The organism is Polynucleobacter sp. 71A-WALBACH, from assembly GCF_018882365.1.
In the GTDB taxonomy this organism is placed as follows: domain Bacteria; phylum Pseudomonadota; class Gammaproteobacteria; order Burkholderiales; family Burkholderiaceae; genus Polynucleobacter.
Genome location: NZ_JACVOP010000001.1, coordinates 251,538 through 267,210 on the forward strand (window position 1 = coordinate 251,538; position 15,673 = coordinate 267,210).

At 47.1% G+C, this 15,673-nt stretch carries 10 protein-coding genes; 4 read left to right on the forward strand and 6 right to left on the reverse strand.

The window, feature by feature from the left end; translation table 11 throughout:
• Window positions 1–10: 10 nt before the first annotated feature.
• Both ICN42_RS01215 and ICN42_RS01220 read right to left on the reverse strand, forming a co-directional pair.
• Entirely contained in the window at window positions 11–400 is a 390-nt protein-coding gene (locus ICN42_RS01215; protein WP_216252791.1) for a gamma-butyrobetaine hydroxylase-like domain-containing protein, read from the reverse strand.
• Window positions 400–4,239: an FAD/FMN-binding oxidoreductase gene (locus ICN42_RS01220; RefSeq protein ID WP_216249699.1), complete on the reverse strand. Its 3,840-nt coding sequence runs from the start codon at window positions 4,237–4,239 to the stop codon at window positions 400–402. Before ICN42_RS01220 ends, ICN42_RS01215 begins: the two co-directional genes overlap by 1 nt.
• 135 nt (window positions 4,240–4,374) lie before the next feature.
• Between ICN42_RS01220 and ilvA the strand changes: the two genes are divergently transcribed.
• From ilvA to queF, 3 genes are read left to right on the forward strand one after another with little or no spacing between them, the layout of a single operon-like run.
• On the forward strand, window positions 4,375–5,895 hold the full coding sequence (gene ilvA / locus ICN42_RS01225; RefSeq protein ID WP_216249716.1) for a threonine ammonia-lyase, biosynthetic: 1,521 nt from the start codon (window positions 4,375–4,377) through the stop codon (window positions 5,893–5,895).
• Between the two features lie 14 nt (window positions 5,896–5,909).
• Complete coding sequence (locus tag ICN42_RS01230; RefSeq protein ID WP_216249720.1) at window positions 5,910–6,818, forward strand: 5'-nucleotidase; 909 nt, start codon at window positions 5,910–5,912, stop codon at window positions 6,816–6,818.
• On the forward strand, window positions 6,818–7,645 hold the full coding sequence (gene queF / locus ICN42_RS01235; protein WP_216249725.1) for an NADPH-dependent 7-cyano-7-deazaguanine reductase QueF: 828 nt from the start codon (window positions 6,818–6,820) through the stop codon (window positions 7,643–7,645). Before ICN42_RS01230 ends, queF begins: the two co-directional genes overlap by 1 nt.
• Here the strand turns inward: queF and ICN42_RS01240 are convergent, their stop codons facing one another.
• The 3 genes from ICN42_RS01240 to ICN42_RS01250 all read right to left on the reverse strand — a co-directional run bounded on the left by ICN42_RS01240 (window position 7,646) and on the right by ICN42_RS01250 (window position 10,733).
• Window positions 7,646–8,881 (reverse strand): hypothetical protein, encoded by a 1,236-nt coding sequence (locus tag ICN42_RS01240; protein ID WP_216249729.1) that lies wholly within the window; start codon window positions 8,879–8,881, stop codon window positions 7,646–7,648. It lies immediately after the preceding gene.
• A 127-nt stretch (window positions 8,882–9,008) separates the two neighbouring features.
• A complete protein-coding gene (ssb, locus tag ICN42_RS01245) occupies window positions 9,009–9,467 on the reverse strand; it encodes a single-stranded DNA-binding protein (RefSeq protein ID WP_088526472.1) in 459 nt (152 codons plus the stop codon).
• 81 nt (window positions 9,468–9,548) lie between these two features.
• Entirely contained in the window at window positions 9,549–10,733 is a 1,185-nt protein-coding gene (locus ICN42_RS01250) for an MFS transporter (protein WP_216249732.1), read from the reverse strand.
• A gap of 37 nt (window positions 10,734–10,770) precedes the next feature.
• Here ICN42_RS01250 and uvrA point away from each other — a divergent pair, with 37 nt between their 5' ends.
• The gene (gene uvrA / locus ICN42_RS01255) at window positions 10,771–13,662 is read left to right on the forward strand and encodes an excinuclease ABC subunit UvrA (protein WP_216249734.1); all 2,892 of its coding nucleotides are present in this window, start codon (window positions 10,771–10,773) and stop codon (window positions 13,660–13,662) included.
• Between the two features lie 22 nt (window positions 13,663–13,684).
• On the opposite strand, the gene ICN42_RS01260 is transcribed toward uvrA, so the two are convergent.
• A complete protein-coding gene (locus ICN42_RS01260; protein ID WP_216249737.1) occupies window positions 13,685–15,664 on the reverse strand; it encodes a monovalent cation:proton antiporter family protein in 1,980 nt (659 codons plus the stop codon).
• Between the last annotated feature and the right edge of the window lie 9 nt (window positions 15,665–15,673).

The following is a 15,673-nucleotide window of genomic DNA, read 5'->3' on the forward strand; positions in this document are numbered from 1 at the left end:
TATTTAATGCTTAGTGACTGCCGCAAGATTTGCCACCGGCAACACTCATTGGAGTATCGCGGTCCAGACCAGCAGCAGCCAATTTATCCAAGTGCTCTTTCCACAATACCTCATGGTTCTCGCATAAAAATTGAAGGTAGTCCCAGGAATACAAACCTGAATCGTGCCCATCTGAGAATGAAGGCTTCAGCGCATAGTGGCCTACTGGCTCAATATTAGCGATGAGCACTTCACGTTTACCAGTTTGCAAAGTCTCCTGCCCAGGCCCATGACCCTGCACCTCAGCCGAAGGAGATACCACCCTCAAAAACTCGAAAGGAAGGCGATAGGTATTGCCATTCTCATAAGCGAGCTCTAGCACTTTCGACTGCTGGTGCACTACAACGTTAGTTGGGATCATCAAACCAATACCCTCTCAATTCCACCTTGATTTGCCTTGGCAACATAATCTTGCATCCAGTCCGGGCCCAATAATTTTTGTGCCATCTCAACCACGATGTAGTCGGCAGTCGTATCGCTATCTGCATCAAAACGGGTGAGGCCTTGTAAGCAAGAAGGGCAACTAGTTAGTACTTTGACTTCACCAGTAAAGTCGTCTTTACGCAATTCATTTGCGCCCTTCTCCATTTCAATCTGCTTACGGAAACGCACTTGAGTTGAAATATCAGGGCGTGTCACTGCAAGAGTTCCAGACTCACCACAGCAACGATCATTTTTCTGAATAGCTTTGCCATCCTCTTGCTGAATCAGCTCATTCACCGTCTTAAGTGGGTCTTGCAACTTCATAGGTGAGTGGCATGGATCGTGATACATATACTTCACACCAGTCACGTTTGAAAGTTTGACGCCCTTTTCAAGCAAGTACTCATGGATATCAATAATGCGACAACCTGGAAAGATCTGTTCAAACTGATAGCCTGCCAACTGGTCGTAGCAAGTGCCGCATGAAACCACGACAGTTTTAATATCCAGATAGTTAAGAGTATTGGCAACGCGATGGAAGAGAACGCGATTGTCCGTAATCATCTTCTCCGCTTTATCAAAGTCACCATTACCGCGCTGTGGGTAGCCGCAACATAAGTAACCCGGAGGCAGAACAGTTTGCACACCGACATTCCACAACATTGCTTGCGTAGCCAAACCTACCTGAGAGAACAAGCGCTCAGAGCCACACCCTGGGAAATAAAACACCGCTTCAGTATCAGCAGAAGTCGTTTTAGGATCCCTAATAATAGGAACGTAATTCGCATCCTCAATATCCAAAAGCGCACGGGCAGTTTTCTTCGGCAAATTGCCGGGCATCTTCTTGTTCACAAAGAAAATGACCTGCTCTTTTATGTTTGGCTTTGTGACGGTTGCGGGAGGATGCGCAGTTTGTTTGCGAGCTAACTTACGGAAAACATCATTACCTAAACGCTGGAGCTTATAACCCCAACCAATCATGCTCTTACGAACTAACTTGATTGTGTCTGGATCAGTAGCATTTAAGAAGAGCATTGAAGCTGCTGTTCCAGGGTTAAAACGCTGCTGACCCATCTTGCGTAATAGGTTACGCATATTCATGGTGACATCACCAAAATCAATTTTGACTGGGCATGGTGTTAAGCACTTATGGCACACAGTGCAATGTGCAGCAACATCATCAAACATTTCCCAATGGCGAATCGAAACGCCACGACGCGTCTGCTCTTCATACAAGAAGGCTTCGATTAACAAAGAGGTTGCCAAAATTTTGTCGCGTGGACTGTACAACAAATTAGCGCGTGGTACATGCGTAGAGCAGACCGGCTTGCACTTTCCACAACGCAGACAATCTTTGATGCTATCGGCAATCGCGCCAATGTCACTCTGTTGCATGATGAGGGACTCATGACCCATCAAACCAAAGCTCGGCGTGTAGGCAATGCTGAGATCCGCATGCGGCATCAACTTGCCTTTATTGAAGCGTCCCTCAGGATCCACGCGTTTTTTGTACGCACGAAAATCCTTAAGCTCTTCCTCAGTCAAATACTCAAGCTTCGTAATACCAATGCCATGCTCACCAGAAATCACACCATCTAATGAGCGGGCTAATTTCATAATCCGATCGACAGCGCGATGCGCATCTTGCAGCATCTCGTAGTCATCCGAGTTCACCGGGATATTGGTATGGACATTGCCGTCACCAGCATGCATATGCAAAGCTACAAATACCCGCTTGCGCAGAATATTTTTATGAATAGCCTCTAGCTCATTGAGGATGGGCTCAAACGCCAAGCCACCAAAAATAATTCTCAGCTCTGCACGAACTTCCGTCTTCCATGAGGCACGCAAACTAAAATTCTGCAGATCCGGAAAGTAGGTATCCATCTGCGTAAGCCAGTCTGACCAACGCGCTCGTACTTTAGAAATGAGCTCAAGAGCTTGCTGAACACGATCACCCAAGATTTCAGCGCTGGGGATTTCATAGTCTTCATCACTCTTACCAAGCGGCAAAGCACTCTTTTTCAAGAATGCTTCGAGACCATCTAAAACTTGTAATTTATTTTTTAGGGAGAGTTCGATATTGATACGCTCAATACCTTCGGTGTACTCGCCCATGCGTGGCAATGGAATCACCACATCTTCGTTGATCTTGAAAGCATTAGTATGGCGAGCAATTGCGGCAGTACGCGCACGATCCAACCAAAACTTCTTGCGCGCCTCAGCGCTCACCGCTACAAAACCCTCGCCAACACGATTGTTGGCCATGCGCACGACTTCACTAGTCGCTGCCGCTACAGCCTCTTCATCATCACCAGCGATATCGCCAATCAATACCATCTTAGGCAAGGCATTCCGTTTTGATTTGGTGGAGTAACCAACTGCCCTCAAATAGCGATCATCCAAATGCTCTAAGCCAGCGAGGATTGGCCCGCCATCCTTGCTCAAACCATCGAGATAAGCTTTGATTTCCACGATGCTTGGAATCGCCTCTTGTGCTTGACCAAAAAATTCCAGGCAAACAGTGCGCATGTGTTTAGGCATGCGATGCAAAATCCAAGTTGCGCTTGTAATTAATCCATCACAACCTTCTTTTTGAACACCAGGTAAGCCTGATAAAAACTTATCAGTCACATCCTTACCTAAACCTTCTTTTCGGAAGCGCTTACCTTCCACTTCCAAAATTTCTGTTTTCAGAATACGTTCGCCTGGCTCGCTCGAACCATCCGACCAAGTCAGTTGAAAACGGACTTTTTCTGCAACGTGAATTTTTCCTAGATTGTGGTCAAGGCGCTCAACATCGAGCCAATTACCTTCTGGATCTACCATGCGCCAGCTGGCCAAGTTATCCAGGGCAGTACCCCAGAGAACCGCCTTCTTACCGCCAGCGTTCATGGCAATATTGCCACCAATACAACTCGCATCAGCTGAAGTGGGATCGACAGCAAACACCAGTCCAGCGCGCTCTGCAGCATCTGAGACTCTGCGGGTTACAACACCAGCGCCAGTAAAGATCGTGGAAACTTCATGATCCACGCCCGGCAAATGTTTGAGCTTGACGCCATCGATTTGCTCAAGTTTCTCGGTATTAATGACTGCCGACATCGCGTAGAGAGGAATAGCGCCGCCGGTATAACCCGTACCACCTCCACGCGGAATAATAGTTAAGCCTAATTCAACACAAGCTTTAACCAGCCCAGGAATTTCTGACTCGTAATCCGGCTTGAGAACCACCAGTGGGAATTCAACCCGCCAGTCCGTCGCATCAGTCACATGCGCTGCACGTGAAACACCGTCAAAACAAATATTGTCAGAGGCAGTAATGCGGCCAAGCTCTTTACGGGCTCGTTTGCGAATCTCCGTAACTTCCCTAAAGCCCTGCTCAAAACTTTCAACCGCGCGATGCGCCGCTTTCAATAAAACCTGTACTTGCTCAACAGATTCACCGCTGGATCTTTTCTTTACTTCGCCCAAGCGATGCCATAAAGCATCAACTAACAACTGACGACGATTGGCGTTATCCAATAAGTCATCTTGCAAGAAAGGATTACGCTGGACTACCCAAATATCACCCAAGACTTCGAACAACATACGGGCTGAGCGGCCAGTGCGACGAACGCCGCGCAAGTCATTCAGAACACGCCATGACTCCTCGCCCAACAAGCGAATAACGATTTCACGATCGGAAAAAGAGGTGTAGTTGTAGGGGATTTCGCGAAGGCGGGGGGAGCCGGCTTCGGCATCCAACAACTGGTTCAAAGCTAATGGAGCGTTCATAGCGTCATATTTGATAAATATGCATTTTAATTGAGGGATCTTGATATTGGCAGGAAACCAAGAAAGATGTTGGTCTAAGGCGATAAACCCTTGCAAATCTAAGGGCTTAGAGCCCATTCATGGTACGCTCATCGCATGGCAACGAACTATTTAAAGAAAATTTTATCGGCCCGAGTCTACGATGTGGCCAGGGAAACAGAGCTCCAAGTAGCCCCCGAACTCACCAAGCGCTTAGGCAACCAAGTTTTGCTCAAAAGAGAGGATAACCAGCCGGTTTTCTCCTTCAAACTGCGTGGTGCCTATAACAAAATGGCGCATTTACCTCAGGAAGCCCTAAAAAGGGGGGTAATTGCGGCCTCAGCAGGCAATCATGCGCAGGGCGTAGCCCTAGCAGCAGCCAAAATGAAATGCAAAGCCGTGATCGTGATGCCGCTCACTACTCCCAGCGTCAAGATTGATGCCGTCAAGGCGCGTGGCGGATCCTGGGTTGAAGTGATCTTGCATGGCGAATCCTATAGTGATGCCTTCCAATATTCTGAAGTTTTAGAAAAAAAACGAGGGCTAACCTTTGTCCACCCTTTTGATGACCCTGACGTCATCGCTGGACAAGGTACGATTGCCCAGGAAATATTTCAGCAATACCAAGAGCCAATTGATGCGATTTTTGTCGCTATCGGTGGTGGAGGCTTAATTGCGGGCATTGGAGAATATGTCAAAGCGGTTAGTCCCAAGACTAAAGTCATTGGTGTTCAATCAGTAGACTCGGATGCTATGCGAAGATCGCTTGAAGCCAATAAGCGCATCGAAATGAAAGACGTTGGTCTTTTTTCAGATGGCACGGCAGTGAAGCTAGTTGGCAAAGAAACTTTTCGTATTTGCAAGCGCGTTGTGGATGACATTATCACTGTCGATACCGATGAAATCTGCGCTGCTATCAATGATGTCTTCACAGACACTCGCAGCATTCTAGAGCCCGCTGGCGCCTTAGCCATTGCTGGCATGAAGAAGTATGTAGAAAAGCATCGACTCAAAAAGAAAACATTGGTAGCGATTGCTTGCGGTGCCAATATGAATTTCAGTCGCCTACGTTTTGTTGCTGAACGTGCTGATGTTGGCGAATCCCGCGAAGCTGTTTTTGCCGTCACTATTCCTGAAGAGCGTGGCTCATTTAAACGTTTCTGCGAATTACTTGGTAATCGCAATGTCACAGAATTTAACTACCGCATTGCCGACCAAAGCGAAGCGCATATCTTTGTTGGCATTGGTACACAAAAGGCGACTGATAGCACCGCCATTGCAAAACATTTTCGCAAGGCAAAATTTGCCACCATCGATCTAACGCATGATGAGTTAGCAAAATCTCACTTGCGTCATATGGTGGGTGGACGCTCTACTCTCGCCAAAGATGAATTGCTCTACCGCTTTGAGTTTCCAGAGCGTCCAGGCGCACTCATGAAGTTCCTCACTAGCATGGCACCCAATTGGAATATCAGTCTTTTCCATTACCGGAATCATGGAGCAGACTACGGCCGCATCCTAGTTGGCCTACAAGTGCCGAAAAATGAGCAGAAGAAATTTCAAAGTTTCCTAGCATCACTCGGCTATCCGCATTGGAATGAAACTGATAACCCGGCTTATCGCCTATTTCTTAAGTAGGATGTAATTCGTCAATGTCATACACACTTACCGGAAAACTCGTTGTTGCGATTTCATCGCGTGCACTATTTGATTTCGAAGAAGAGAATCGCATCTTCGAATCTACTGATGACAGTGCCTATATGAAATTGCAATTAGAACGCCTATCTGAGGCCGCTCAAACGGGAGTTGCTTTTCCATTGGTAAAGAAGTTACTTGCTTTTAATGAAGAAGGTGAACAATGTGTCGAGGTAGTGATCCTGTCGCGCAATGATCCTGTTAGCGGCTTACGCGTGTTCCGTTCGGCCGAGCACCATGGCCTGCATTTAGAACGTGGTGTATTCACAAGAGGGCGCCCGCCTTATCACTACTTACGCTCCTTGCATGCCAACTTATTTCTCTCCGCGAATGAAGATGATGTGCGAGCCACCATTGATGCTGGCTTTCCTGCAGCTCGCGTCTATCCAGAATCTAGTAAGACCGCAGAGTCTCACCCCAATGAAATCCGCATTGCGTTTGACGGAGATGCTGTTCTCTTTTCCGATGAAGCCGAACAAGTATTTCAGAGTGAAGGCTTGGTAGCCTTTGTGGATCATGAAAGCAAGAAGGCTGCGATACCTTTGCCACCCGGTCCATTTAAACCCTTGCTAGAAGCGCTACATCGCTTGCAACGCAGCACCAGCGAGAAAGGCATGCGTATTCGCACTGCCCTAGTGACCGCTCGTTCCGCACCTGCACATGAACGCGCTATTCGCACGCTAATGGCTTGGGGTATTGACGTAGATGAAGCTATGTTCCTCGGTGGACTTTCCAAAAGTGAGTTCCTGCGCGAGTTTGAGCCAGACTTTTTCTTTGATGACCAAACGGGTCACTGCCAATCTGCCGCATCAGTAGCGCCTACTGGTCACGTTGTATCTGGCGTATCCAATAAACCTAAAAGCTAATGTCCATACTTCCTCTTGGTCAAGCGACACAATATCCCGATCAATACGATCCCAGCTTGCTCTTTCCTATTCCGCGCTCTGAAAATCGTCTCAAGCTCAACATTAAACCCAATCAAGCCTTACCATTTGTGGGTGTTGATATTTGGAATGCCTTTGAGCTCAGCTGGTTAAATAAAAAAGGGAAGCCGCAGATTGCTTTAGCGGAATTTCAGATTCCAGCAGATTCGCCAAACATGATTGAATCCAAGTCTTTCAAGCTTTATCTGAATAGCCTTAATAGCGCCCGCTTTGAAGACGAGAATGAGGTTCGTCAAAAATTAATTGCCGATTTATCGGCAGTAGCCGGTAGCCTGATTTCTACACGCATTAATGCACCTGAAGCCGTTGCCAAAAAAGGGATTCAGGAGATGAGTGGTGTTCTGATAGACCGCCTCGATATCGAAATTGATCCGAGTCTGTATGCTGACCCAAGCTTACTTGAAGTGAATCATTCTTTTGGGCCGATTGAGCAATGCCTAGTTTCTCATTTACTCAAATCGAATTGCCCGGTAACCGGTCAACCAGATTGGGCAAGTGTGCAAATTCGCTATCAAGGCCGTCCAATCCTGGAAGAAGGTTTACTTCGCTACCTCATCGGCTTTAGGCAACTAGGTGAGTTTCATGAGCATTGTGTTGAAACTATCTTTACCGACATCAAGCGACAGTGCAAACCAGAGAAACTCTCCGTCTATGCTCGCTATACCCGACGCGGCGGACTGGACATCAACCCCTTCCGTACCGATCACAATGCTCCCTGGCCTGACAATACTCGCCACGCAAGGCAATAACTAGGGTTCGAGTGCCCGCTTTTGCTGTGCGTTGCTGGGGCCATAGATCAGCTCAAGATTTTTTTGAATACTAGGTACCTGGGAAAAACAGTTTTTTACTAAAGCTGGGTTGGCATACCAATCGGCATCACCCTTTGCTTCATCAATAAATGATTTCATCACTATAGCGCTGTCAACATCATCAAGGCCCGCAGCCTTTAGTTTTGTAAACCCCGAGGAGCAGGCTTTTGCTAAATCAAGACCTTCTGCTTTAGCAATACGCTGTAATAAGCTGGGGGCAGAGCTATTTAAGATCTGCATAAAGTTCTGGCCCGCGCCAGGCATCTGGAAGTTCAGGATATATTCAGATGAGAGATTTTCTCGACTTGCCAATCCCTCAATATGGGAAACCGTCGGATAGAACACACTGCGGAAAAATTGAAACTCTAACTTCACCGTGAATAGAAGTTGCTTTTCCGCCTTAGGATCTTTTTGTAATTGCAGAATTTGTTTGTCAGTCAAACTACCAACACTTTGATCGGCTTTGTAGACTAAGATCTCAACCGCTTGAATTCCTTTGCGCAATTCAGACCAACTCAAAGTGACGGGCACCTTAGCATCAACCATTCCCTGCAAAAGGCCATTGGCTTTCTTTTGAGTCTCGCCTACTACTGAATTTCCGACAGTCGCAGAAATCCCGCCAATAGCTGCTGCTGAACCCCCCGTTGCCACAATCGCAGCCGCTCCCAGTAATAATTTGGCAGATCCAATGAAATCCTGATTGGAGTCACTTGAGCTCCTGACATTGAGAACCAAAGAGAGCGCACCTGGGTTAAATATGGAGTAGGTTCCCAGTAAGGTCATTGGAACTATTGATAAAGGAGTGGTGCTCAGTGAGGCGCATTCAGAGCCACCCTCCCTGCCATCAAAAGTAGCAATCGGAATTTCTAGCTTATCGAGCTTGCCCTTGAAACCATTTGTCACCACTGATAACACGAGTTGTGTTTTATCCGATCCCCAAAAACTGCGACTTGCCATTTGTGTACAACTACTAACAGGAATCACCTCTGAGCTAATCGTGAGGTATCCATCATTACCTCGCCCATCATGCAACCAATCGGGAGGATCCCCTTTGACAAATGAGGGGTTCATATCTGGAAAGAAAAAAGGAGCCGCCAGAGTTGATTGAGGCAAAACAGCAATGAAAATGGCTACACATGCCAAAAGTGGAGATTTCAGTGTCCCTAAATATTTCATGGATTCATTTTAAGGTGAATATAGAAAATCTAGTGTTGGTCTATCCCTGCAGCAAAAAGAAAACCCCAGAAAGCAAAAGCTCGCTGGGGTTAATTAATGCACAGTCAAATGACTGCTGCCGTCTCAATTAAAACGGAATGTCATCATCCATAGCACCAAGGGATGCAGCATTTGAAGATGCTGGCGCAGACTGCTCAGCCGGCTTTGAGCGGCTATAGCTTTCACCACCACCATCACCACTACCGCCTACTGGCTTGCCACCAAGCATTTGCATTGTTTCTGCAACGATCTCAGTGGAATATTTTTCTTGGCCACTAGCATCAGTCCATTTACGCGTACGTAAACGACCTTCTACATAAACCTGCGAACCCTTTTTCAGATATTGACCAGCGATCTCTGCAAGCTTTCCAAAGAATGCAACACGGTGCCATTCTGTGGTTTCTTTCATTTCGCCAGACTGCTTATCTTTGTAACGATCTGATGTCGCTACTGAAATGTTTGTTACTGCGTCGCCGCTTGGCATGTAACGTGTTTCTGGGTCGCGCCCGACGTTACCTACGATGATGACCTTATTTACCGAAGCCATGTTGTCTCCCGAAGAAAAATACTACTGTTATTAATACTAAAAAATAAACGACTCGCCTTAACCAAAATAGTGAAGCTACGGTTATATCTTTGCCGCCACATCCTTTGAATCCACTACTTTCGCAGGCAATTCGCGCATCGACCAAGCAATTATAAGCCAGCATAAAAGCAGGGCTCCACCCATAGCAAAGACTGATAAATCGCCATGGCTATCCATTAAGTAACCCCCAATTACAGCGCCTGTAAAGAGACCAATCGACTGAGTAGTGTTGTAAACACCCAATGCTGTGCCTTTAGATTCTTTGGCAAAGCGAGAGACTAATGATGGTTGCAATGCTTCAAGCAAGTTAAAGCCTACGAAGTAAATTAATAAGGCAGTAGCAATACCAGCGATGGAGTGGGTGCTTGTAAATACAAATTCTGCGACTAGGAGCAACACAATCGCCACCAATAGGATGGTTCTTAACTGCTGTTTCTTTTCACCAAAAATCAGAATTGGGGCCATCAAGAAAAAAGAGAGTAGCACTACTGGGAGATAAACCTGCCAATGAGATGCCAGCGGCAGACCTGCTTGAACTAGCAGGCGAGGCACAACCAAGAACATCGCCACTTGAGTTGCATGCAATACAAACACCCCTGCATTTAAACGCATCAACTCAGAACGCAAAAACACTTCTTTCAAGCTTGCTTGCTGCACCTTGGGTTCAGGCTTAGTGCTTGGCAGAACATAGTAAGCAACAAACATTGCCCCAACACCTAGTATTGCTAAGACCACAAAAATTCCACTTAAACTAATTAAGCGATAGATTGGCGCGGCAATCACGAGCGACAAAGCAAATGAAAGCGCAATACTGCCTCCCACTAAAGCCATCGCCCGAGTGCGAACCTGTTCACGCGTCAAATCAGCAACCCAAGCAGAAATCGCCGCTGAAACCGCGCCGGCACCCATTACCCCACGACCAATAGCAATCCAGAGAAGGTCATCTTGGGCGGCGCAAATTAAGGCCCCAGCTACAAACAAGGAAAGTCCCCATAAAACGACTGGTTTTCGGCCGATTCGGTCGGAAAGTCGGCCTAAGGGGATATAAAAGCAGGCCTGCACAATATTGAAGATTCCAAGGGTTAAGCCGACCCACAGGGCGTGCTCGCCACCGGGCAATCCTCGCGCATGAATGCTGAAAACCGGCAAAAGCAGAAATAGGCCCAGCATACGGAGGCCAAAGATGCCTGCTAAGGCCAGAGTGGAGCGAAGTTCAGAAGGATTCATGAGAAAGGGCTATATTAACAAGTTACGCTAAAAAATCATGAATAACGAAATTAAGATCCGCGGTGCGCGCACGCACAACCTCAAAAATATCAATCTAGATATCCCTAGAGAGAAATTGGTCGTTTTGACTGGCCTATCTGGCTCCGGCAAGAGCTCATTGGCTTTTGATACCCTATACGCCGAAGGTCAACGTCGCTATGTTGAGTCCCTGTCTGCCTACGCTCGCCAATTCTTGCAACTGATGGAAAAGCCGGACGTCGATACGATTGAAGGCCTCTCTCCCGCGATCTCGATTGAGCAAAAGGCCACTAGCCACAATCCTCGCTCGACCGTAGGCACAGTTACAGAAATTCATGATTACTTGCGCCTACTATTTGCTCGCGCTGGAACTCCACATTGCCCAGAACATGATTTACCGCTAGAAGCGCAAAGCGTTTCTCAAATGGTCGATACCGTTCTATCAATGCCTGAAGATACCAAGCTCATGATTCTGGCTCCAGTAGTCAGCGAGCGCAAAGGTGAATTCGTAGATTTATTCCAAGACCTTCAAGCACAAGGTTTTGTGCGTTTTCGTGTGCGCTCAGGCGGCGGCACAACCAATACTGCCAAAGCAGAGATCTTTGAAGTTGACCAGCTGCCAACACTCAAGAAGAACGATAAGCACTCTATTGAAGTAGTTGTAGATCGCATCAAAGTACGTCCCGACATTCAGCAACGTCTAGCTGAATCCTTTGAGACCGCTTTGCGCCTCGCTGATGGCAAAGCCATGATCGTCAACATGGATACTGGCAAAGAGATGATTTTCTCCAGTAAGTTTGCTTGCCCAATTTGTTCCTACTCCTTGCAAGAACTTGAGCCACGCCTCTTCTCATTCAACAATCCGATGGGTGCGTGCCCCTCTTGTGACGGCCTGGGCCATCAATCATTCTTTGACCCAAAACGTATTGTTGCTCATCCTGATTTATCGCTAGCATCTGGCGCCATCAAAGGCTGGGATCGTCGTAATCAGTTTTACTTCAAACTCTTGCAAACACTCGCTAAGCATGGTGGCTTTGATGTCGAGAAACCCTTCGAGACTTTAAATAAGAAACAGCAAGACCTCATTCTGCTTGGTTCTGGTGACGTCACCATTCCTTTTGAATATATCAATGAGCGCGGCAAAAATAGCATTCGCGAGCATGCCTTCGAAGGCATCGTTGCGAACTTTGAAAGACGTTATCGCGAAACCGACTCAGCAACAGTTCGTGAAGAATTGTCGCGTTATCAAAATGTACAAACCTGTCCAGAATGTAGCGGCAGTCGTTTGCGTAAAGAGGCGCGCTTTGTCAAAGTGGGTGATGGTAAGCAGTCACGTGCCATTTATGAAATCAGCGCCCTGCCTTTAAAAGAAGCTAAAGAGTATTTTGAGTCGCTCGAACTTAAAGGTGCTAAACGAGAAATCGCCGACAAGATTGTCAAAGAGATCGGTTCACGTCTGCGCTTCCTAAATGATGTCGGACTAGACTATCTCTCACTAGAGCGAAGTGCTGATACCCTCTCAGGCGGCGAGGCGCAGCGTATTCGTCTAGCGTCTCAGATTGGTTCTGGCTTGACTGGCGTGATGTATGTGTTGGACGAACCCTCCATTGGCCTACACCAACGCGATAACGATCGACTCATTGGCACCCTCAAGCATTTACGCGATTTAGGTAATAGCGTTCTAGTGGTAGAGCATGATGAAGACATGATTCGCGCTTCTGACTATGTCATCGACATTGGTCCTGGTGCTGGAGTGCATGGTGGTGAAGTTGTTGCCGAAGGCACTCCTGCAGAAGTTGAGGCCAACCCTAAATCGCTGACGGGTGCCTATCTATCTGGTCGTGAGTGGATCGCCGTTCCCGAACAACGCATTCCGGTTAATGATAAGTTCCTGGAGATTATTGGCGCGCGTGGCAATAACTTGCAATCCGTTCATGCAAAGATTCCAGTTGGCTTATTAACCTGTGTCACTGGTGTATCTGGCTCTGGTAAATCCACGCTCATTAACGACACACTGCACCATGCAGTTGCGCAGCATATCTACGGCTCTAATGCAGAACCGGCAGCACACGATGCAATCAAAGGCTTAGAGAATTTTGACAAGGTCATTAGCGTAGACCAGTCCCCGATTGGTAGAACGCCACGCTCTAACCCTGCCACCTACACTGGATTATTTACCCCGATCAGAGAACTCTTTTGTGGCGTACCTGCTTCACGTGAACGCGGCTATGAAGCTGGACGTTTTTCTTTCAACGTCAAAGGCGGTCGTTGTGATGCCTGTGAAGGCGATGGCGTTATTAAAGTAGAAATGCACTTCTTGCCAGACGTGTATGTGCCTTGTGATGTTTGTCATGGCAAACGTTACAACCGTGAGACTTTAGATATTCGCTATAAAGGCAAGAATATTCATGAGGTGCTGTCGATGACAATCGAGCAAGCCCATGAATTTTTTGAAGCGGTTCCGATTGTTAAACGTAAACTCAAAACCTTGCTTGATGTGGGCTTAGGCTACGTTAAGCTAGGCCAAAGCGCCACCACCTTATCTGGCGGCGAAGCTCAACGTGTCAAACTCTCGCTAGAACTTTCTAAACGCGATACTGGCAGAACCCTCTACATCCTGGATGAGCCGACTACTGGCCTGCATTTTCATGATATTCAGCTACTGCTGACCGTTCTACAGACCTTGAAGAAACAGGGCAATACGATCGTCATCATTGAACACAATTTAGATGTGATCAAAACTGCGGATTGGATTATTGACTTAGGTCCTAAAGGGGGTGCTGGTGGTGGACAGATTATTGCTACCGGTACACCTGAGGAAGTTTCTAAAAATGAGGCTAGCTTTACTGGACATTACTTAGCACCGTTATTGGTTCGTAAACAGCCCGTAGCTAGTAAAAAGAAAAAGTAATTCGCTCGGAATTAATTTGCAATCAGAGTAATTTAGATTCGGCTAAATCAGTCGCTTCTGAGTTACCTGAGAGCACCAGGATATCGTTAGCCTGTAAACGCAATTCTGGAGTGAGCTCCAACTTCACATAATCAGAGCCTCCAATCTTTCGTCTCACCGCTTGTACGCTCACGCCTTCATTTTCAAGATGCAACTCTTCCAGCGTCTTGCCAATACTAGCTGACTCAGGCAACAAGGTGACGGAGTGTAAGCGCCAAGATTCATTGGACTCAGCATCATCGGCAGCGCCACGAAAGTAGCCACGTAAAAGACTGTAGCGGGCTTCACGCGCACTCGTAATGCGACGTACCACCTTACGCATGGGAACGCCCATCATCAACAAGACGTGCGATGCCATCATGAGGCTACCTTCAATTAACTCTGGCACCACCTCAGTCGCTCCAGCCGCTTGCAGCTTTGCTAAATCTGCATCATCTTTTGTGCGCACTAATATCGTCATACCTGGGCGAAGGTGTTCTACCTGATGCAACACTTTTAAAGTTGCGGGGGTATCTGCATAGGTAATCACCACTGCCTTTGCTCTTGATAAGCCGGCAGCTACTAAATAATTTTCTCGACTGGCATCGCCATAGACGACGTTATCACCTGCAGCCGCAGCTTCTTTCACGCGATCAGGATCCATATCTAAAGCAATATAAGGAATCTTTTCTTGATCCAGCATACGGGCCAAGCTCTGTCCTGAGCGGCCGAATCCGCAGATAACAACATGGTTTTCTGTACGAACACTTTTTGCGGCCACACGAGTGAGTGCCAATGATTGCAATAGCCACTCGTTACTAGAGAAACGCATCGCAATGCGATCACTATATTGAATTAAGAAGGGCGCCCCAAACATCGAGAGCAACATCGCCGCCAATACTGCTTGACTCAAGGCGGGATCAATTAAATCCAAACCATCGATTTGATTTAAAAGAACGAAACCAAATTCACCAGCCTGCGCCAAACATAAACCCGTCCGAATAGAAATGCCAGGACTCGAGCCAAAGGTACGTGACAACAAAGCAATTAAGCCAAACTTAAAGACTAAAGGGCCAATGAGCAAGAGTATTACGAGCATCCACTGTTGATAGATCACCTCGAAATCCAAGAGCATGCCAACGGTGATGAAGAAGAGACCCAAGAGCACATCTCTAAAGGGTTTGACGTCCTCTTCGACTTGATGGCGATAAGGCGTCTCTGCAATCAACATCCCCGCCAAGAAAGCCCCAAGCGCTAGCGATAAGCCAAAGTGTTCAGTAAGACCTGCCATACCCAAAACAATGAGTAGCAGATTGAGCATGAATAATTCTTGGGAACGTAACTTAGCGACTAAGCTAAACCAGCGACTCATCAAGGTTTGGCCAATTACGAAAATAAGCACTAAGGCTACCGTGATCTTGATAGACGCTGCCGTCAATGCTAAAAATAAATCACCTGGATTTTTGCCCAGAGAGGGCAACAAAATCAATAAGAAAACTACCGCCAAATCCTGAAATAGCAAGATGCCGATGATGTTGCGTCCATGCTCAGTTTCAATTTCGGAGCGGTCTGAGATGAGCTTGGTCACAATGGCTGTTGAGGACATCGCTAGGGCGCCCCCTAGTGCGATGGCAGCCTGCCAAGAAATTGGATAAATCCAGTTCATCAGTAAGCTAGCTGGAACTGCCAGCAACATGGTCAAAACCACCTGACTGCCGCCCAAACCAAATACGATAGTCCGCATAGCCCGCAGCTTGTGGAGATTAAATTCCAGGCCAATCGAGAACATCAAGAAAACCACGCCAAATTCAGCCAAATACTTCACAGTGGCGGAATCATTAGCCAAAGCAAGGGCATGCGGCCCAATAAGGACGCCAATGGCTAGATACCCCAAAATAGGGGGTAGCCCAAAATAGCGGAAAATAACTACCCCGGCCACTCCGGAGGCCAGCAAGATGAGAGTTAACTGAAGGACTGACGGCATATACTCACC